Genomic DNA, 18,346 nt, shown 5'->3' with positions numbered 1-18,346 from the left:
CACCGCCCGTATCCATGGCCCATGGCACAGCGCAAGGAGAAATGCCCGGATGGGCGAAAACGAACTGGACCAGGCACTCGTCGAGCGCGTGCAAAACGGAGACAGGCGTGCGTTCGACCTGCTGGTGCGCAAGTACCAGCACAAGGTGGTGGCACTCATTTCCCGTTATGTGCACGACTGGACTGAATGCGAGGACATCGCCCAGGAAGCCTTCGTGCGCGCGTGGCGCGCCATCGGCTCTTTCCGGGGTGAAAGCGCTTTCTATACCTGGCTTTACAAGATCGCGGTAAATACTGCCAAGAATCATCTGGTTGCGATGGGGCGTCGCCCGCCCACGGGCGATATCGACGTGGAAGATGCCGTTTACGTGCCTGGCGCCACCCGCCTGCACGAGAGCGCCACCCCCGAGCGCGAAATGATGCGGGAACAAGTGGAACAAACCGTGTATTCCACGGTCCAAGCTCTGCCCGAGGAACTTCGGGCCGCGATCACGCTGCGTGAGGTGGACGGCAAGAGTTATGAAGAAATCGCCGTCCTCATGGACTGTCCCATCGGAACCGTCCGTTCACGCATTTTCCGGGCTCGCGAAGCCATCGACGAAAAACTGCGGCCGTTGTTGTCAGACCGCGAGGATCACAAGCCATGACTGAAGCCAATCGGGACATCCTCTCTGCCGGTATGGATGCCGAACTGTCGCGCGAGGAACTGCGTTTCCTGCTGCGGCGGATTGACAGCGACAGCGCCCTGGTCGAGGCGTGGTCCCGTTATCACGTGGCCCGCGACGGCTTGCGTGGCGAGCTGTGCCCGCAGGTGTCGGCAGGTTTTGCCAGCCGCGTCATGGCCGCCATTGATGCTGAGGCAGCCACCGCCAGCGTGGTTACGCCGGTTGTTGCTGCGCAGGCGCCCCGTCGCCGCTGGCTTCACTGGTCGGCCGGTGGCGCCATCGCCGCCAGCGTGGCTGTGGCCGCGCTGATGCTTACCCAGCCGGCAGGTCCGGGTTCCAGCGTTCCCATGGCGCAGACACCGTCTGCGGGCAACTCGCTGGACCTGGCTGACGCCAGCCCGGCCGAGCCTGCCGCGGCACCGGCTGTGCCCCAGTGGCTGAGTGGCGGCACCATGGCCTCCCAGTTCACCCAGAAGGCGGCATTTGGTGGCGATTCCGGTGGCGATGCCCCGTATCTGTCGCGCAGCATGCCTTATCAGATTCACGCTACCCGCGCCGACGCGGCCGGTGTAGACCCGAACAGCGGCAATGTGATGTTCATGGTTCGCCCCGACGGCAGCCGTTATGTGCAGCCGGTTGCGCATCCGCAGGTCCAGGCCCGCTGAGGGCCGGCCCTGGGGCCCGATGAGAGGCGCAGCTAGTTTGCTGTGCCGTTTTACCCCGATGTCTTCGGTCGTGTGGCTCGCCCCCGCACGAACTTCTATGGAAAAAGGAGGAAAGATGAGTCAGTGGAGTGCGCGTACGGTACTGGCCGCCGCGTTAGTGATCACTTCAGCGGGCGCCAGCGCCCAGTCTCTGCCTGATTTCACGGGCATCGTCGAGAAGAACGCGCCTGCCGTGGTCCACGTGGAGGCCAAATCCAACAGCAACCGCGTCCGTCAGGGCGCCGATCCGGGCAATGCGCCCGACGATCAGGCCGAGATGTTCCGGCGCTTTTTCGGCATGCCGATGATGCCTTCGCCGCAGGAGCGAACAGCGCTCGGTTCCGGCTTCATCATCTCCTCCGATGGCTACGTCCTTACCAACAATCATGTGGTGGACAACGCGGAAGAGGTGCAGGTGCGCCTGCAGGACCGCCGCACCCTCACAGCCAAGGTCGTCGGCACCGATCCCCAATACGACATCGCGCTGCTGAAAGTGGACGGCGGGGCGCTGCCGGCCGTGTCCATCGGCGATTCGCGTCAGCTCAAGGCCGGACAGTGGGTGCTGGCCATTGGCTCGCCCTTTGGCTTTGACTACACCGTGACCCAGGGCATCGTCAGCGCCGTGGGCCGCAATCTGGGCAGTGGCGACCAGCCCTATACCTCGTTCATCCAGACCGACGTGCCCATCAACCGGGGAAATTCCGGTGGCCCGCTGTTCAACCTGCAGGGCCAGGTCGTCGGCGTGAATTCGCAGATTTATTCCAGCACGGGTGGCTATCAGGGTGTGGCGTTCTCCATTCCCATTGATGTGGCCATGAACGTGGTGCAACAGATCAAGGAAAAGGGCTACGTCTCGCGCGGCATGCTTGGCGTGCGCGTGCAGCCGGTCGATCAGTTTGTGAAAAACCTCAATCTGCCCAACGCCAACGGCGCGCTGGTGGCGGAAGTCACGCCGGACAGCGCCGCGTCGCACGCGGGCGTGCGTCAGGGTGACGTCATCCTGGCGTTCAATGGCCAGTCCATTGGCCAGGCGGCCGATCTGCCGCCCATGGTCGGCATGGCGCGACCGGGGTCCACCGCACGACTGGACATCCTGCGTGACGGCAAAAAGCAGACGGTCGAGGTCAAGGTGGGCGAATTGCCCCGGGACAAGTCGTCGGTCGCCCGTGCCAGCGGTGTCGGCGACAGTGCCGGAGCCAAGGCGAATGCGCTGGGTCTGGCCGTTCAGGATATCGACGCGGCCACCCGCAGCCAGCTTGGCTTGCCGGCCGGGCAGGGCGTGGTCATCAGCCGGGCCGACAGCTGGGTGGCGTCAGCCTCGGGTCTCCAGGCGGGTGACATCGTATTGATGGTCAACCAGAAACGGATTGCCAGTGCAGCCGATTTCCACGAAGCCGCCAGGGCCGTCAAGCCCGGCGATACGGCGATGCTGCTCGTTCGTCGCGATGACGCAACCCGCTTCCTCGCGCTGACCGTTCCCTCGTCCCGCTGATCGTCCCACGCTGCCATCCGCGGGCGAATTGGCCCGCGGATGGCAAGGGCGGCGGGAAGGTGGCGTTCCATGCGATAATTGACGGATTCGCGCCTGTCACACGGCGGCGCGACGTCGTTCGCGCCGCGAACGATGGTGAACGTGATAACGGCGCTCCATGGAACTTATTCGCAACTTCTCCATCATTGCCCACATCGACCATGGCAAGTCGACGCTGGCCGATCGAATCATCCAGATTTGCGGCGGTCTGACCGAGCGCGAAATGGAAGCGCAGGTCCTGGATAACAATCCGATCGAGCGCGAGCGCGGCATTACGATCAAGGCCCAGTCGGTGTCGCTGCCCTATACGGCGCGCGACGGCAAAACCTATCAGCTCAATTTCATCGACACCCCCGGGCATGTCGACTTCTCCTATGAAGTCAGCCGCTCGCTGGCCGCGTGCGAAGGCGCGCTGCTGGTCGTGGACGCAGCCCAGGGCGTGGAAGCCCAGTCGGTCGCCAACTGCTACACGGCCATCGAGCAGGGCCTGGAAGTGGTGCCGGTCCTTAACAAGATCGACCTGCCCACGGCTGACCCGGAGAAGGCCAAGGCTGAAATCGAGGCTGTGATCGGCATCGACGCCAGCGAGGCCATTGCGGTCAGCGCGAAGACCGGCCAGAACGTGATCGAGGTGCTTGAGGCCATCATTCACCGCATCCCGCCGCCGAAACCGCGCGACACGGATCGCCTCCAGGCGCTGATTATCGACTCCTGGTTCGACAATTACCTGGGTGTCGTGTCGCTGGTGCGCGTGATGCAGGGTGAGATCAAGCCCGGCGACAAGATCCTGGTGATGTCCACCGGCCGCACGCATCTGGTCGACGACGTGGGTGTGTTCACCCCGAAGCGCAAGAAGCTTGACCGCCTGGGTGCTGGCGAGGTGGGTTGGATCAACGCGTCCATCAAGGACGTGCATGGCGCCCCCGTCGGCGACACGCTCACCCTGGCCAGCAAGCCGGCTGATCACCCGTTGCCCGGTTTTCAGACCATGCAGCCGCGCGTTTTCGCCGGCCTGTTTCCGGTATCCGCAGACGATTACCCGGCACTGCGCGAGGCGCTTGAGAAGCTGCGCCTGAACGATGCGGCCATGTTCTTCGAGCCGGAAAGCTCCGAAGCCATGGGCTTCGGCTTCCGTTGCGGCTTCCTTGGCATGCTGCATATGGAAATCGTGCAGGAGCGCCTGGAGCGCGAGTACGACCTCAACCTCATCACGACGGCACCCACGGTGGTGTACGAAGTGCTGAAGACCGACGGCAGCATCCTTGAGCTGGACAATCCGGCCAAGCTGCCGGCCATCCCGCAGATTCAGGAAATCCGCGAGCCGATCATCGTCGCCAACATCCTCACGCCCAGCGCGTATGTCGGCAATGTGATCACGCTGTGCGAAGAGAAGCGCGGCGTGCAGCGCTCCATCCAGTATCTGGCCACCCAGGTGCAGGTCAGCTACGAGCTGCCGCTTGCCGAAGTGGTGCTCGACTTCTTTGATCGCCTGAAGTCGGTGTCCCGTGGCTATGCCTCCATGGACTACGCGCTGGAGCGTTTCGACGCCGGCCCGTTTGTCCGCGTGGACATCCTCATCAATGGCGACCGCGTCGATGCCCTGAGCCTCATCGTCCACCGGTCCCACGCTGATCGTCGGGGCCGGGAACTTGTGGAGCGGATGAAGGATCTGATTCCCAGACAGCAGTTCGACGTGGCCATCCAGGCCGCCATCGGCGCCGCCGTCATTGCCCGCTCCACGGTCAAGGCCCTGCGCAAGAACGTCCTTGCCAAGTGCTATGGCGGTGACGTGTCGCGCAAAAAGAAGTTGCTCGAGAAGCAGAAAGAAGGCAAGAAGCGCATGAAGCAGGTGGGCAGTGTGGAAATTCCACAGGAAGCGTTCCTGGCAGTGCTGAAGGTCGACAAATAACAACGCGCCCCTAAAGGCGCGTGATGGCCAGGGATCGGCCGCAGTACACCGCGCCGGAGCAGGCGGGATCTACCCGTCAACGAAACTGATGGAGCAGGCATGAATTTTGATTTTTCGGCGTTTCTTCTTGGCGCGACGGCGCTGCTTGGTGTCGTCTGGCTGCTGGACCGCCTGTTCTTCTACAAAGCTCGCAAAGCGCGCAGCGATGCTTCGGGCACGGAACAACCTGAGCCGTGGCCGGTAGACTGGTCGCGCTCGCTGTTTCCGGTGCTTCTGGTGGTCCTGCTGCTGCGCTCGTTTGTGGCCGAACCGTTCCGCATCCCGTCCGGCTCGATGATGCCCACGCTGGACGTGGGTGACTTCATCCTGGTCAACAAGTTCTCCTATGGCCTCAGGATGCCCGCGTTCAACAACAAGCTGCTGGATATCGGTGAGCCGAAGCGTGGCGATGTCGTGGTGTTCCGTTTCCCGGGTTTCATGTGCCCTGACGAAAACGGCAAGGCCGTCCGCTCGGGCGACGCGTCCTGCCAGGACCCGCACGCTCCGGTAGCCAGCGAGAACTGGATCAAGCGCGTGATCGGCCTGCCCGGTGACCGCATCGAAACCCGCGGCAGCGAGCTGTACGTCAACGGCGAGCGTGTGGGTGCCGACGACGTGGGTCCGTACAAGGGCAACATGAATCGCCTGGAAGACCGTCAGATGATCGAACACGATGCCCGCGTGCTGACCGAGCACCTGGGTAGCGTCAATCACCTGATTGCGCAGATGCCCTCGTTTAACTCGCCGATGGATATCCCCAACGCCGCCGTCCCCTCCGAAGTGCCCAAGGGCTGCTACATCGTGATGGGCGACAACCGCAACAACAGCATCGACAGCCGCTGGTGGGGCTGCATGCCCGAGCAGAACCTGGTGGGCAAGGCGTTCTTCGTGTGGATGTCCTGGCGCGGCACATCAAACGGCTGGTTCGAGTGGTCCAAGATGGGCAAGGTCATCCATTAATGCGACGAGCCGCACGCGTCTGGCGTTTGCCAGCGCGTGCAGACAAGGTAATCTCCGCTCGGGGCCGCGCACGGCGCGGCCTCATTCTTTGATGTTTTCACAGGGGTGCCGCTCTTGATGCGGCAGGACGGGGATGATGAAGTCGAAGCAGTCGGGCATTACGCTCATCGGTTTTCTGGTCGTGGCCGCGGTGCTGGGCTTTTTTGCCTTCATGGCGATGAAGCTGGTGCCGGCTTATATCGAGTTCGCCGGTGTGGTGAAAGCCATGAACCAGGAAGCGGAGAGCGGTGGCGACATGTCGCTGGACACGCTGCGTCGCGACCTGGCCTACAAACTCAGTTTCCAGTACACGGACGATTCGACGATCAAGCCCTCCGACATCACTGTGCAGCGCGGCAACAATGGCGCCCAGATGACGGTGGCGTACGATAAGCACATTCCGTTCATGTACAACATCGCTTTTCTGGTGCACTTCGAGAAATCCGTGCAGCTGAAGAGCAACGTGCTCCAATGAGGTACCGTGCGATTCTCCTACCGATTTCGTGATCCGAACCTGGCCACCCTGGCGCTCACTCATCGCAGCGCCGGGCGGCCAAACAACGAGCGGCTGGAGTTCCTGGGTGACGCGCTCCTTGGCGTGCTCGTTGCCGAGCTTTTGTTCGACGCCCATCCCAACGCCAGCGAAGGCGAGCTGTCGCGCCTGCGCGCGCAGCTGGTCAACGGCCAGGCTCTTGCAGTGGTTGCCCGCGAGCTGGAACTGGGCGATGACCTCAAGCTGGGCTCCGGCGAACTGAAGAGTGGCGGCTATCGCCGCGATTCGATTCTGGCCGACGCCTTCGAGGCGCTTGTGGCTGCCGTCTACCTCGATGCGGGCTATGATGCCTGCCGCGAAGTGATTACCGAGCTCTTCTCGCCCCGCGTGGCTGCGTTGAAGCGCTCCAGCAAGGATGCAAAAACCAGGCTACAGGAGTGGCTGCAGGGCAAGGGGCTTCCCTTGCCTGTGTACGACCTGAAAGACAGTTACGGCGAAGACCACGCAAAGACTTTCGACGTCAGCTGCACCATCGGCGAACCCATTGCCCTATGCGTTGAAGGACGCGCAGGCAGTCGGCGCGCCGCCGAGCAGGACGCCGCCGAAGCGGTCCTCCGTCGACTACTGGAAACCAAAGCATGACCGATTCAACCGATCTCCCCGAAACCACCGGAAACGATGATTTCCGTTGTGGCTACGTCGCTCTTTCCGGACGTCCCAACGTCGGCAAGTCCACGCTGCTGAACTCGCTGATTGGCGTACGCCTGTCGATCGTGAGCCATCGCCCGCAGACCACCCGTCACCGCATTCTCGGCATTTCCACCAAGCCGGAAGGGCAGATTCTTTACGTGGACACGCCGGGCATGCACCGCGGCGCGAAGCGTGCGATGAATCGCAGCATCAACCGTGCCGCGCGCGCTGCGATGAGCGAAGTGGATCTGGCCGTGCAGGTGATCGAAGCCGGTCGCTGGACCGACGAAGACGCCGCCGTGTATGCCGCCCTGTGCGAGCAGGACGTACCGCGCCTGCTGGCAATCAACAAGGTCGACCTGCAGAAAGACAAGACGGTGATGCTGCCGTTCGTTGCCGACCTGATGACCAGGCACCCGTTCGACGAGGTGTATTACGTGTCCGCGCTGAAGTCCAAGGGTCTTCCGGGGCTTGAGAAGGGCATCATGCAGCGCCTGCCGCAGCAGCCGGCCATCTATGGCGAAGACGAAATCACCGACCGCAGCGAGCGCTTCATCGCGGCCGAAATGGTGCGTGAGCAGCTGATGCTGCGTCTGGACCAGGAACTGCCGTACGCCACCACTGTGGAAATCGAGCATTTCAGCGACCGTCCGGATGGCATTGCCGAAGTGCATGCCGTGATCTGGGTGGAGCGCGATGGTCAGAAGGCCATCGTCATTGGCGACGGCGGCGCACAGCTCAAGGCCATCGGTACCTCGGCACGCAAGAGCATGGAAAACCTCTTCGAGCGCAAGGTGTTCCTGAAGCTGTGGGTCAAGGTCCGCGAAGGCTGGGCCGACGACGAAAACCTGCTGAAGCGTTTCGGTTACGAGTGATGCCTTCGTGGCTGCCGCGCCCGTGAAGGGCGCCGTGGTCACGACAGTCAAAGAGAGGTCCCGTGCGCGTCGAACAACAGCCTGCCTATGTGCTGCACGCGCGTCCGTATCGCGAGACCTCGATGCTGGTCGAATGCCTGACCCGCGACCACGGCCGCATTGGCGTCGTCGCGCGTGGGGTTCGCCGTGAGCGGGCGCGCAACCAGCGCTCGCAACTGGAGCCCTTCCAGCAGCTTTCGCTGGACCTCCTGATGAAGGGGGAACTGGCCACCCTGCGTGCCGCCGAGTTCGCCGGCATGGCCACGCGCCTGACCGGCGATGCGGGACTGGCCGGTCTGTACCTCAACGAGCTGATCGTGCGCCTGACCGGGCGTCAGGACGCCAACCCCGAGCTATTTGACCTGTATGGCATCACGCTTCGGCGGATGGCGGCGGGCGAAGCGCTGGCCTGGTCGTTGCGCCGTTTCGAACGCGACATGCTCGACACCCTGGGTTACGGCCTGCAACTGGATATGGACGTCGAGCGCGACGAGCCGGTGGACCCGGATGCCTCCTATCGCTACACGCCAGGCACGGGCTCGCTGCTGGCGCGTCCGGGGGATCGTGAAGCCATCCGTGGCAGCGACCTGCTGGCGTTTGCCGCCGACACCTGCCCGGATACGGCGGGCCTCGTAGCCCTGCGCCGGCTGATGCGCCAGGTAATCGGTTTCCATCTGGGTGGCGGCGAGCTGCGTGCATGGCGGGTGCTGGGTGGCGCCATGACCCGCCGTTGAGTCAGGCGGGCACGGCAAGCGCGTCGATAGTCGTTCGCAGGTCGTCGCGGAAGGCGGCGAGGTCATCCTCGGCGGGCGCCGCAGCGCTGGCCAGCACCTTCAGATGAAGCGTGCGCGCCTGCGCACCGAGACGACTGGCTCCGCAAAAACCGCAGGCTGAGCGCAGCCGGTGCAGGCGTTCGACCAGTTCGCGCGGGCGGTGCGCCAGGTCGGGCAGGTCGTCGTCCAGCTGTGCCAGTTCGGCATGAAGCAGGGTGCGCAGCGCCTGCATGGTCTGGGCGTCGCCGGTAGCGGCCAGCGCCTCACGGTCATCCAGCGTGGCAAGCGCCGCCCGGGTGCCCAGTACGTTACCCAGCAGCTTGTGCAGGTCCGCCTGTTGGCAGGGCTTCTCCAGTACCGCCGCAAATCCGGCAGCATGAAGCTCGGCACGAAGCTCGGGCGGCACATCGGCGCTGGTGGCGATGGCCGGGCTGCGCACCGAGCGGGCCGCTGCATCGGCACGCAGTACGGTCAGCACGCTGATGGCCCCGGCGTGGGGCATGCGGCAATCCAGGATCAGGGCATCATAGAACTCGGTGGCTGCCAGCGCGGCGGCTGCACGGCCGTCTGCACAACAGGTAACCTCATACCCCATGCTGTTGAGAACTTCGCCGAGGAACTGGCGGGTGGTCTCGTCATCGTCTGCCACGAGGATCCGGGCGGCGGTCTGGGGCGCCTGTGCAGGCGAATGGGAGCACTTCGTGTGATCAGGTGTCATCAACGTTCCGTGTTGTTCATCTGGTTTTGGCAGAATGACCGCACATGCCTCCGGTATCAAGACGACAACTCGGCTTTCTGCTCGTATTCCTTGCCGCCCTGGCATGTTCGTTCGGGGTAAACGCGGGAGTGGCGGTGTCGGCTGACGTGCTGAATATGCCCGGCATCCAGATGAAGAACGTTGATGCCGGTCTCGATCCATCGTCCTCTGGCAATAGTCTCAACGTTCGCCTGAGCGCTGTGCGCGCCGATATCCCGGCCATGGGCTGGAAACGGGTGGGTCTGTCGCTGAACGGCTCGCTGACCCGCGACGAGCAGGGACGCTGGCTTTTCGACGGCGACGTGAAGCTCACCGGCGCGCCTGGCGCCGCGCTTTCCAAAGCCCATGTCACGCTGGTGGCCGACGATGCCGCCAATACGCTGCAGGTCGACATCGTCCAGGACAAGGCCTCTGCATCCGTGGCTATGCCCATCGACGAGCCCACCCACGCCCAGATCAGCCTCAAGAACCTCCCGGCTGGCTGGTTGCAAGGGCTGCTGTCCACCGTCTGGTCGGGCAGGGCGACCACCGGCAAGGTTGACGCCGAGCTGGCGCTGGACGTGCTGGACAAAGGCATTCAGACCACCGGCCAGTTTTCGCTGACCGGCGTGGGCTTCGATTCCCCGGGCGGCACACTGGCCGGTGCCCGGCTGACGGGTAGTGGCCGCCTCGGCCTCGACACCTCCGGTGGTGGGGCGGCGATTACCCTGGAAAGCACCCTGCGCGGCGGCGAACTACTGCTGGGGCCGATGTACGCGCGACTGCCGGCGCACCCGGTGCAACTCTCGTTCGATGCGCGTTCGCAGAAGGGCGCGCTTTCCATCCAGCGCCTGCGCGTGAATGATCCGGATGCATTGACGCTGGAGGGTGACCTGGGCTTCTCGCCGTCCGGCGACCTCGACCGCCTGGCATTGAATCGGGTGGACGCCCGCATGCCCGCCGCCTATGACCGCTACGGCAAGAGCTGGCTGGCCACCCTGGGCCTGCCCGGGCTTCAGTCCTCCGGGGCCTTCACCGCCAAGGTGGCCATGGGTTCGGGCGGATTGACCTCGTTTGCGTTTCACACCGATGGCCTGGATCTTCAGGACGCAGCAGGTCGCCTGGGTGTTCGCGGGCTGCGCGGCGGCCTGGACTGGGCGGTGGGCGCCACGCGTCCGGCCACCCAGCTTGGCTGGCGTTCGCTGCAGGTATTCAACATTCCCAATGGCGCGACCGAAGCGCACTGGCAGGGCGTCAACGGCAAGCTGACGTTGCAGAAGCCCGCGGCCATTCCTGTGCTGGATGGACAACTGCGCGTACAGGGCCTGACCTTCGACCCGGCCGCATCGCGCGGCGAACGATTGCAGACCTCGCTGGTGCTCACCCAGGTCAACATGTCCCAGCTTTCCAGGGCGTTTGGCTGGCCACAGTTCGGCGGCACCGTCGGCGGCGCCGTGCCCTCGTTGCGCTATGTGGACGACCGGATGGAACTGGGCGGAGGCCTCACGCTCAACGTTTTCGATGGCTTCGTGGACGTTACGGCGCTAACACTCGAAAAGCCCTTCAGTGATGTGCCGGTGCTTACGGCCAACGTGTCGATCAGCAAGCTGGATCTCGGGCTGCTGACCGGCGTGTTCGACTTCGGCAACATCACCGGACGCCTGAATGGCTCGGTGTCGAATCTGCGTCTGGTCGGCTGGACGCCCGTGGCGTTCAAGGCGCAACTGCTCGCACCCGAGGGCGGCCGGATCAGCCAGCAGGCCGTCAACAACCTCACGGCCGTGGGAGGGGGTGGTGTTGCTGCCGGTTTGCAGGGCGCCGTGCTGAAGCTGTTCAAGACGTTCGGCTATAAACGCATTGGCCTCACCTGCACGCTTCGTTCGGAAGTGTGCAGCATGGGCGGTCTGGGCGAGACCAACGGCGGCTACACTATCGTCGAAGGAAGCGGGCTGCCCCGACTGTCGGTGATCGGGCATCAGCATGAAGTGGACTGGCCCACGCTGGTCCGTCGTCTGAAATCGGCTACCGAAGGCAACGCACCCGTCATACAGTAGCGACACCTCAAGGAGAGCCGCATGCGTCAATTCACTCTGGGCCTGCTGGCCACCGCGTTCGTCGCGCTGGTCGGTTGCGTCACCATCAACGTGTACTTCCCGGAAGCGGCGGCACAGAAAGCGGCCGACCAGTTCATTGGCAACGTGCTGGACGACAGCGGTGTGGCACCGGCCGCCAAAGACCCCAAGCCGGTACTTCGGCCTGCGGCCAGGCCGGCTTCCGGCCAGCAACCTTCTGCCTCCCTGCTTGATCTGATCATTCCCACCGCAACGGCTGCCGACGTTCCCGACGTGCGCGTGCAGACCCCCGCCACCGAAGCCATTCGCGAGCGTATGAAAAACCGCTTCCGTGGCAACTTGAAGGGTTACTTCGATCAGGGCGCCGTGGGCTTCACGGCCGATGGCATGGTCGCGGTGCGTGATGCCTCTCAGCTGCCGCTGGCCGACCGGGCCCAGGTTGCTGCCGTGGTGGCCGACGAAAACCGCGATCGCGCCGCCCTGTACCGTGAAGTGGCCAGCGCCAACGGCCATCCGGAGTGGGAAAGCCGCATCCGTACCACCTTTGCGTCTGGATGGATCGAGCGTTCCCCGCCGGGCTGGTATTATCAGGACGCCTCGGGTGCCTGGAAGCGCAGGTAGGCACACGCCGTGCCGCCCTGGCGGCCCTCTCGACCGATTGACTGCCCGGACCCGCTCCGGGCTTCTTTTTTCAGAAGATGACTGAATTTCAAACCACTATTACCGGCCTCACTCATGACGGTCGGGGCGTTGCCCGCATCGACAACAAGGCTGTTTTTGTCAGTGGTGCGCTGATGGGCGAAAGCGTGCGCGTTGCGCTGCGCAAGCGTCACCGCAATTACGACGAAGCCGATATCGTCGAAATCATCACGCCCTCGGTGCATCGCGTCGAGCCGCGCTGCCGGCATTTCACGATGTGCAGCGGATGCTCGCTGCAACACATGGACCCGGCAGCGCAGATCGAAGCCAAGCAGAACGTGCTGGCCGAGAACTTCGAGCGCATTGGCAAGGTGCGCCCGGAAACGTGGCTGCCACCGCTGACCGATCAGCCATGGGGCTATCGTCGCAAGGGCCGCTTCTCGGTGCGTTACGTGGCCAAGAAGGAGAGGGTGCTGGTCGGCTTCCGCGAGGAATCCAATCCGGGCTTCGTCGCCGACATCACCCACTGCGAAGTGATTCATCCCGCGCTGGGCCCCAAGGTGGGCTTGCTGGCCGACATGATCGGCACGCTGGAAGCCCGCAGTGACATCCCGCAGGTGGAATTTGCCGCGGGTGATGACACGGTGGCACTGGTGTTCCGTCACATGACGCCATTGTCGGCAGGCGATCAGGCCAAGCTCGTTGCTTTCGGGCAGCAGCACGGTCTGGCCATCTATCTGCAACCGGGCGGCATCTCTACGGTACATCCGCTATGGCCGGAACAGCCGCGCCTGGCCTTCGCCATCACCGCCGACAACGTCGAGCTGGAATTCCGTCCTCTGGACTTCGTGCAGGTCAACGCCGGCATGAACCAGCGCATGATGGCGCGCACCATGGAACTGCTGGATCCGCAGCCGACCGATCGCGTGCTGGATCTCTTCTGCGGCCTCGGCAACTTCACCCTGCCCATTGCCCGTCACGTGGCTCATGTGATCGGCGTGGAAGGTGAACATGGGCTGGTCGAGCGCGCAGCAGAAAACGCCGCACGCAACGGCCTGCACAACGTGTCGTTCGCCGTGGCCAACCTGTTCGAGAATCAGAAGCACGCCCCCTGGGCCACCCAGGTGTGGGACAAGCTCGTACTTGACCCGCCGCGCGCAGGTGCAGACAAAGTGCTGGAATACCTGCCCGGGAAGGCGACGCGCCGCGTCGTGTACGTGTCGTGCCACCCGGGTTCGCTGGCGCGTGACGCTGGCATCCTTGTGCAGAAACATGGCTTCCGCCTCGTCAGTGCCGGTGTGATGGACATGTTCCCGCACACGGCTCATGTCGAATCCATCGCGCTTTTCGAGCGCTGACTCTTCCGGAATCCGAACACGATGGGCATTGAAATCGAACGCAAGTTTCTTCTCGCCGATGACAGCTGGCGACCGCACGTGTCGCGCAGCGAGGTCATTGCGCAGGGCTACCTGGTGGGCGCAACGGCCATCCGCGATGGCAGCGCGCGCTCGTCGGTACGCTTGCGTCGTTCGGGTGATGAGGCGTGGCTCAACATCAAGTCGGCCACATTGGGTATCGAGCGCCAGGAATACGATTATCCCATTCCGCTGGACGATGCCCTGCGCATGCTGGCCGATCTGTGCGATGGCGCCGTGGAGAAAACCCGTCACCACGTCGTCGTGGACGGCGTGCTGTTCGAGGTGGATGAATTCGCGGGCGCCAACGCGGGCCTCATCGTGGCGGAAGTCGAACTCCCGCATGTGGACGCAGACTTTCCGCGTCCATCATGGCTGGGACGCGAAGTGAGCGACGATCCGCGCTACTACAACGTGAACCTGATTGATCATCCCTTCAGTCAGTGGGAGAGCACGGCATGCTGATCATCGGGCTGGAAGGGCCGGAACTGCTGGCACACGAACACGCGCGAATTACCGCGCCGGGCGTCATTGGCGTGATCCTTTTTTCGCGCAATGTGGTGTCGCGCGAGCAGGTGCAGGCACTCGTGGACGCGGTGCGTGATGTGGCTGGCGACGACTTCCTGGTGTGCGTGGATCAGGAAGGCGGTCGCGTGCAGCGCCTGCGCGAAGGTTTCACGTTGCTTCCGCCGCTGGCCGCCATCGGTAAAGCATTTGACCGTGATCCGACCGAAGGCATCCGCCTCGCCGAAGAACATGCATGGGTCATGGCCAGCGAATTGCGCGCCACGGGCATCGACTTCAGCTTTGCGCCGGTCGCCGATCTGGATCGCGGCAGCGCCGCCATCGGCAACCGTGCGCTGCACGCCGATCCGCTGATCGCCGCCGAACTCATCCAGGCTTACGTGCGTGGCATGCATCTGGGCGGCATGGCGGCCGTGCTGAAGCATTTTCCCGGCCATGGCTCCGTTGCTGCCGACACCCACGTGGATGTGGCCGTGGATGCGCGCAGCCTCGCTGACATCATGGCCACCGACCTCATCCCGTTTGCGGCTGGCATCGAAGCACCCGTTGAAGCGGTGATGATGGCGCACGTACTTTATCCGTCTGTTGATGACCAGCCCGCGGGGTTCTCCACGGTGTGGATCGGGGATCATCTGCGAGGCGAGCTCGGCTTCCGCGGCGCCGTCATCAGCGACGACATCAGCATGGCGGCTGCGGCCAGTGCCGGCGGCATTGCAGCGCGTGTGCAGGCGCATCTGGAAGCCGGTTGCGACATCGTGCTGGCATGTTTTCCCGATATCGTCGACGAGGCCATTGCCGCCGTGCGCGGCCGTCGCCTGGCCGCACCGGAGCGTGTGGTGCCTCTGCGTGGCGCCATCGGCAGCACGTGGGCAGGCCTTCTGGACAACCCGCAGCGTGATCGCTTCATCGCGCGCGTTACCGCATTGAATTCTTGAGGATAGACCCGTGATCGTTCCCGATACGCTGAAAGAAGCGCTGACCCAGTCAGACCTCCTGTTCGACCGCGCCACGCTGGACGCACAGATCACCCGCATGGCCGCCGAAATTGACGCCGCCCTGGATGGCGAAGTGCCGGTATTCCTCACAGTGATGCATGGCGCACTGATCTTCGCCGGTCAGCTCGCCCTGTCCGTGCGCACGGATCTTGAGTTCGACTACGTGCATGCCACGCGCTACCGCGGCGATACCCAGGGCAGCGAGCTGCACTGGCTGCGCCGTCCGCAGGTGTCGCTGGCAGGTCGCACCGTGTTGCTGGTGGACGACATCCTCGATGAAGGCCACACCCTCAAGGCGGTGCGCGATGCGTGCCTCGCGCTGGGCGCGCGTCGTGTGCTCGTGACCACGCTGTGCACCAAGATCCATGATCGCCGTGCGGAAGGCATCGTGGCCGACTTCAACGGCGTGGATCTGCCCGACCGTTACGTATTCGGCTACGGCATGGATTTCCGCGAGCAGGCGCGCAACCTGCCTGGCATCTACGCACTCAAAGACTGAAAGCTCCGGAGTTACACCCATGTCCATTGATCTGGCCGTCATCGGCGGCAGCGGTCTGTACCAGTTTCCCGGCCTTGAAAACGCCGAACGCCACCGTGTCGACACGCCGTTTGGCCCTGCCTCGGGCGACGTCGTGGTGGGTGATTTCCACGGTCGCCGCATCGCATTCCTGGCCCGTCACGGTGAAAGCCACACGGTGCCCCCGCATCGGGTGAACTACCGCGCCAACCTCTGGGCGCTGCATCACCTGGGCGCTCGCCGCGTGGTCGGCGTAAACGCCGTAGGCGGCATTCGCGACGATATGGGCCCGCGGGTGCTGGTCGTTCCCGACCAGATCATCGACTACACGCACGGCCGCTACACCAGCTTCTGTGACGTGGAAGGTGCCGAAGTCCGCCACATCGACTTCAGCGAGCCTTACACCGCCAGCCTGCGTCACGCGCTGGTAGCCGCGGCGGCTGCGGCCGGTCACCCAGTGATCGACGGTGGTTGCTACGGCGCCACCCAGGGCCCGCGACTGGAGACCCGCGCCGAAATCGCCCGCATGCGTCGCGACGGGTGTGATCTGGTGGGCATGACGGGCATGCCCGAAGCCGTGCTCGCGCGTGAACTGGATATTCAATACGCGTGTCTCGCACTGGTCGCCAATTTCGCGGCGGGCTGTGGCGACGAAGAAGAAATCAGTATTGAAGAGATATTCGCGCACCTGGCTGCGGCCACTGCCTCCGTGCCTCCCATTCTTGCCCATCTGGTAACCGCGAACCCCGAATGAATCCTGTTGCGCTTTCCTATCAAACATGTTGATACTTCGCCTGCGCCGGGGGGCGGGCAGGGGGAAAGATTGGAGGCCTGCCCTGCGGACGCTTCCAGTCCATGTCCAGAGGTTTACGCAATGCGTTTCGGTACGGTCAAGTGGTTCAACGATGCCAAGGGTTTCGGTTTCATCGCACCCGAGGACGGTGGGGAGGACGTGTTCGTCCACTTTTCTGCAATCAATTCCAAGGGTTTCCGTAGCCTGCAGGAAGGCCAGCGCGTGAAGTTCGAGGTAACCACGGGGCCGAAGGGTGCCCAGGCCTCGGGCGTCGAAATCGCTACCTGATAGCTAAAGGCTTAGCTGTGACACAGAGCCCCGCACTACGGTGCGGGGCTTTTTTGTGCTCGCATTTCTCCAGGACATTTATTTTTCACATGTGTGAAAACGTTTACGGGCCGGATTATCTCCTGGATTACCCGGCGCTTCATTCGTTCGCATGTTTTCGCGAATGGAATTATCGCATTTGCCGTAATTGCGTACCGATAAATGTGTGCCCGATTCGGGTTAATGACCAAAGGCATAAAGCGGGCGCGCCCTGACATGCGTCCCGCCGGGCGCCTACCCCGATTTGCGGCGTGCGGATATCGCGCGCAAGGTGAGTTGCAGGACACCCTGTGACCCCCACGGTGTCTGGCCGCTTGGCATGTTCATCTCCCAGTCCGGCGTTTCCCTGATCGAGGTGATGGTTGCGTCCCTGACCCTCGGGCTGGGCACCGTGGGAACCCTCACTGCGTTGAATGCCGCCTCCCGTGTGGAGCGCGAAGCGCGGGCACTCACCTATGTGGAATTCGTGGCGGCTGACGTCGTCGCGCATCTGCGCATGGATCACGAGGCCGCCGCCCTGGGGCGGTACAACGGTCACTACGCGAGCGGCCATGACGCCCTCTGCGATCCGGATGCCACCTGTGTGGCGCCGCTTCCCGCGACCTCTCTGGCCTCGCGGTGGCTCGATGTGCTGGCGGAATCCGCAGGCCCGGATGGCTGGGTCGACATCGGCTGTGGGGCATCGTACGAATGTGCGCTGGTGATCGGCTGGCGTGATCCGGCCGGTGTGCGCCGTCAGCAATCCTGGCGGGTCATGCTTTGAGGCGGCCGAGAGGGTTTTCCCTGATGGAATTGCTGGTGGCCGTTGCGTTGGGCCTGCTCGTGTCCGCGGCCGCCGTGGCGTGGCTCACGTCCACGATGCGCGCCGCCTGGTTGCGCACGCGGCAGGCGCAGACGCACGAAGAAGGCCGTTTCGCCATGACAGCGCTGCTTCGCGGCATCACGCAGGTGGGCAGCGGGGATGCCGGAGGCGAAGTGGCCGTGCTCGGACACCGCTGTGAGGCCGGCTCCTGCGTGCCGCCGCTGTCGGGATTTCCGGCGCTGAACGCGCGCGTGGCACGGTCGGATGTTCTGACGCTTACCCGGCGAAACAAGGATGCCGCCGACCTCACGTGGCGCTGGTATCTGCATCGCGGGCTCGGCGAGGGCCAGCGGGAACTGCGCCGCTGCAATCCGGACGGCGAGTGCGCCACGATGGCAACCGGCGTCGCATCGCTGGCGTGGCGCTACGCGTTGCCAGACGTGGAACGTGGGGTCCGCTACGCCATGGCTCATGAAGTGCAGGCGCTGAGTGCATGGCATCGCGTTCGCGGCGTGGAAGTGCAACTGCGCGTGCGTGCGGCCCCCTCGCTCCGGCCTGCCGAGGAACAGGTCTTGTCGTTCAGGAGTGTTGCGGCACTTCCGGAGCCATTGCCATGACGCCGCGCGCCCGGGGCGTCGCGCTGCCCCTTGTGCTGCTGGTCGTGCTCCTGCTGGCGGGGTTTTCTGTCGGCATCATGCGGGCAGCAATGTTGCAACTGGCACTTTCCGTGCAGTTGCACGAGTCCATGCAGGCGTTGTGGGCGGTGCGGCACGCACCGTCGGAGCCATGAAGCGGGCGGCGCGCGGCGC

General features: G+C 63.9%; 21 protein-coding genes. 20 read left to right on the top strand and 1 reads right to left on the bottom strand.

The features are described from left to right. Nucleotides 1-49: 49 nt before the first annotated feature. From rpoE to recO, 9 genes are all read left to right on the top strand, one after another. Nucleotides 50-646 carry an RNA polymerase sigma factor RpoE gene (gene rpoE / locus FHW69_RS15230; protein ID WP_183423942.1) on the top strand — a complete coding sequence of 199 codons (597 nt, stop codon included), beginning with the start codon at nt 50-52 and terminating at the stop codon, nt 644-646. Continuing rightward, on the top strand, nt 643-1,329 hold the full coding sequence (locus tag FHW69_RS15225; protein WP_183423941.1) for a sigma-E factor negative regulatory protein: 687 nt from the start codon (nt 643-645) through the stop codon (nt 1,327-1,329). The genes rpoE and FHW69_RS15225 overlap by 4 nt, the downstream gene beginning before the upstream one ends. A gap of 115 nt (nt 1,330-1,444) precedes the next feature. Then, nucleotides 1,445-2,860 (top strand): DegQ family serine endoprotease, encoded by a 1,416-nt coding sequence (locus tag FHW69_RS15220; RefSeq protein ID WP_183423940.1) that lies wholly within the window; start codon nt 1,445-1,447, stop codon nt 2,858-2,860. 157 nt (nt 2,861-3,017) lie between these two features. Continuing rightward, entirely contained in the window at nt 3,018-4,808 is a 1,791-nt protein-coding gene (gene lepA / locus FHW69_RS15215; protein ID WP_183423939.1) for a translation elongation factor 4, read from the top strand. Nucleotides 4,809-4,907: 99 nt separating this feature from the next. Further along, nucleotides 4,908-5,807 (top strand): signal peptidase I, encoded by a 900-nt coding sequence (lepB, locus tag FHW69_RS15210; protein WP_183423938.1) that lies wholly within the window; start codon nt 4,908-4,910, stop codon nt 5,805-5,807. 136 nt (nt 5,808-5,943) lie between these two features. Then, complete coding sequence (locus FHW69_RS15205) at nt 5,944-6,321, top strand: DUF4845 domain-containing protein (protein ID WP_183423937.1); 378 nt, start codon at nt 5,944-5,946, stop codon at nt 6,319-6,321. A 6-nt stretch (nt 6,322-6,327) separates the two neighbouring features. Then, nucleotides 6,328-6,981 carry a ribonuclease III gene (gene rnc, locus FHW69_RS15200; RefSeq protein ID WP_183423936.1) on the top strand — a complete coding sequence of 218 codons (654 nt, stop codon included), beginning with the start codon at nt 6,328-6,330 and terminating at the stop codon, nt 6,979-6,981. Then, the gene (gene era, locus FHW69_RS15195) at nt 6,978-7,904 is read left to right on the top strand and encodes a GTPase Era (protein ID WP_183423935.1); all 927 of its coding nucleotides are present in this window, start codon (nt 6,978-6,980) and stop codon (nt 7,902-7,904) included. Before rnc ends, era begins: the two co-directional genes overlap by 4 nt. 62 nt (nt 7,905-7,966) lie before the next feature. Next, nucleotides 7,967-8,677 (top strand): DNA repair protein RecO, encoded by a 711-nt coding sequence (gene recO, locus FHW69_RS15190; protein WP_183423934.1) that lies wholly within the window; start codon nt 7,967-7,969, stop codon nt 8,675-8,677. Nucleotide 8,678: 1 nt separating this feature from the next. Here the strand turns inward: recO and FHW69_RS15185 are convergent, their stop codons facing one another. Beyond that, a complete protein-coding gene (locus FHW69_RS15185) occupies nt 8,679-9,434 on the bottom strand; it encodes a response regulator (protein ID WP_183423933.1) in 756 nt (251 codons plus the stop codon). Nucleotides 9,435-9,478: 44 nt separating this feature from the next. Between FHW69_RS15185 and FHW69_RS15180 the strand changes: the two genes are divergently transcribed. The 11 genes from FHW69_RS15180 to FHW69_RS15130 all read left to right on the top strand — a co-directional run bounded on the left by FHW69_RS15180 (nt 9,479) and on the right by FHW69_RS15130 (nt 18,327). Then, nucleotides 9,479-11,506 carry a hypothetical protein gene (locus FHW69_RS15180; protein WP_183423932.1) on the top strand — a complete coding sequence of 676 codons (2,028 nt, stop codon included), beginning with the start codon at nt 9,479-9,481 and terminating at the stop codon, nt 11,504-11,506. A 21-nt stretch (nt 11,507-11,527) separates the two neighbouring features. Then, nucleotides 11,528-12,145: a YdbL family protein gene (locus FHW69_RS15175; protein WP_183423931.1), complete on the top strand. Its 618-nt coding sequence runs from the start codon at nt 11,528-11,530 to the stop codon at nt 12,143-12,145. A gap of 77 nt (nt 12,146-12,222) precedes the next feature. After that, nucleotides 12,223-13,521, top strand: a complete 1,299-nt coding sequence (rlmD, locus tag FHW69_RS15170) for a 23S rRNA (uracil(1939)-C(5))-methyltransferase RlmD (protein ID WP_183423930.1) — start codon at nt 12,223-12,225, stop codon at nt 13,519-13,521. A gap of 21 nt (nt 13,522-13,542) precedes the next feature. Next, entirely contained in the window at nt 13,543-14,043 is a 501-nt protein-coding gene (locus tag FHW69_RS15165; protein ID WP_183423929.1) for a CYTH domain-containing protein, read from the top strand. Beyond that, the gene (gene nagZ / locus FHW69_RS15160; RefSeq protein WP_183423928.1) at nt 14,037-15,038 is read left to right on the top strand and encodes a beta-N-acetylhexosaminidase; all 1,002 of its coding nucleotides are present in this window, start codon (nt 14,037-14,039) and stop codon (nt 15,036-15,038) included. Before FHW69_RS15165 ends, nagZ begins: the two co-directional genes overlap by 7 nt. Before the next feature lie 13 nt (nt 15,039-15,051). Next, nucleotides 15,052-15,597 (top strand): hypoxanthine-guanine phosphoribosyltransferase, encoded by a 546-nt coding sequence (locus FHW69_RS15155; protein ID WP_183423991.1) that lies wholly within the window; start codon nt 15,052-15,054, stop codon nt 15,595-15,597. Between the two features lie 19 nt (nt 15,598-15,616). After that, on the top strand, nt 15,617-16,369 hold the full coding sequence (locus FHW69_RS15150; RefSeq protein WP_183423927.1) for an S-methyl-5'-thioinosine phosphorylase: 753 nt from the start codon (nt 15,617-15,619) through the stop codon (nt 16,367-16,369). Nucleotides 16,370-16,489: 120 nt separating this feature from the next. After that, on the top strand, nt 16,490-16,696 hold the full coding sequence (locus FHW69_RS15145; RefSeq protein ID WP_183423926.1) for a cold-shock protein: 207 nt from the start codon (nt 16,490-16,492) through the stop codon (nt 16,694-16,696). Nucleotides 16,697-17,054: 358 nt separating this feature from the next. After that, a complete protein-coding gene (locus FHW69_RS15140; protein WP_183423925.1) occupies nt 17,055-17,498 on the top strand; it encodes a hypothetical protein in 444 nt (147 codons plus the stop codon). A gap of 23 nt (nt 17,499-17,521) precedes the next feature. Beyond that, entirely contained in the window at nt 17,522-18,154 is a 633-nt protein-coding gene (locus FHW69_RS15135; protein WP_221195576.1) for a hypothetical protein, read from the top strand. Continuing rightward, nucleotides 18,151-18,327 carry a hypothetical protein gene (locus FHW69_RS15130; RefSeq protein WP_183423923.1) on the top strand — a complete coding sequence of 59 codons (177 nt, stop codon included), beginning with the start codon at nt 18,151-18,153 and terminating at the stop codon, nt 18,325-18,327. Before FHW69_RS15135 ends, FHW69_RS15130 begins: the two co-directional genes overlap by 4 nt. Nucleotides 18,328-18,346 lie beyond the last annotated feature (19 nt).

The organism is Luteibacter sp. Sphag1AF, assembly GCF_014192715.1.
Lineage (GTDB): Bacteria > Pseudomonadota > Gammaproteobacteria > Xanthomonadales > Rhodanobacteraceae > Luteibacter.
The sequence above is the reverse complement of the archived record's forward strand: the minus strand, read 5'-3'. Positions and strand labels throughout refer to the sequence as shown.

What these genes read in the sequence shown, in the direction of transcription:
- FHW69_RS15145 (WP_183423926.1), top strand. Translation starts at nt 16,490, where the DNA reads ATGCGTTTCGGTACGGTCAAGTGGTTCAACGATGCCAAGGGTTTCGGT.
- lepB (WP_183423938.1), top strand. Translation starts at nt 4,908, where the DNA reads ATGAATTTTGATTTTTCGGCGTTTCTTCTTGGCGCGACGGCGCTGCTT.
- FHW69_RS15135 (WP_221195576.1), top strand. Translation starts at nt 17,522, where the DNA reads ATGGAATTGCTGGTGGCCGTTGCGTTGGGCCTGCTCGTGTCCGCGGCC.
- FHW69_RS15220 (WP_183423940.1), top strand. Translation starts at nt 1,445, where the DNA reads ATGAGTCAGTGGAGTGCGCGTACGGTACTGGCCGCCGCGTTAGTGATC.
- nagZ (WP_183423928.1), top strand. Translation starts at nt 14,037, where the DNA reads ATGCTGATCATCGGGCTGGAAGGGCCGGAACTGCTGGCACACGAACAC.
- FHW69_RS15165 (WP_183423929.1), top strand. Translation starts at nt 13,543, where the DNA reads ATGGGCATTGAAATCGAACGCAAGTTTCTTCTCGCCGATGACAGCTGG.
- FHW69_RS15180 (WP_183423932.1), top strand. Translation starts at nt 9,479, where the DNA reads ATGCCTCCGGTATCAAGACGACAACTCGGCTTTCTGCTCGTATTCCTT.
- FHW69_RS15140 (WP_183423925.1), top strand. Translation starts at nt 17,055, where the DNA reads ATGTTCATCTCCCAGTCCGGCGTTTCCCTGATCGAGGTGATGGTTGCG.
- FHW69_RS15205 (WP_183423937.1), top strand. Translation starts at nt 5,944, where the DNA reads ATGAAGTCGAAGCAGTCGGGCATTACGCTCATCGGTTTTCTGGTCGTG.
- era (WP_183423935.1), top strand. Translation starts at nt 6,978, where the DNA reads ATGACCGATTCAACCGATCTCCCCGAAACCACCGGAAACGATGATTTC.
- rlmD (WP_183423930.1), top strand. Translation starts at nt 12,223, where the DNA reads ATGACTGAATTTCAAACCACTATTACCGGCCTCACTCATGACGGTCGG.
- FHW69_RS15175 (WP_183423931.1), top strand. Translation starts at nt 11,528, where the DNA reads ATGCGTCAATTCACTCTGGGCCTGCTGGCCACCGCGTTCGTCGCGCTG.
- lepA (WP_183423939.1), top strand. Translation starts at nt 3,018, where the DNA reads ATGGAACTTATTCGCAACTTCTCCATCATTGCCCACATCGACCATGGC.
- rpoE (WP_183423942.1), top strand. Translation starts at nt 50, where the DNA reads ATGGGCGAAAACGAACTGGACCAGGCACTCGTCGAGCGCGTGCAAAAC.
- FHW69_RS15150 (WP_183423927.1), top strand. Translation starts at nt 15,617, where the DNA reads ATGTCCATTGATCTGGCCGTCATCGGCGGCAGCGGTCTGTACCAGTTT.
- FHW69_RS15225 (WP_183423941.1), top strand. Translation starts at nt 643, where the DNA reads ATGACTGAAGCCAATCGGGACATCCTCTCTGCCGGTATGGATGCCGAA.
- FHW69_RS15130 (WP_183423923.1), top strand. Translation starts at nt 18,151, where the DNA reads ATGACGCCGCGCGCCCGGGGCGTCGCGCTGCCCCTTGTGCTGCTGGTC.
- FHW69_RS15185 (WP_183423933.1), bottom strand. Translation starts at nt 9,434, where the DNA reads ATGACACCTGATCACACGAAGTGCTCCCATTCGCCTGCACAGGCGCCC.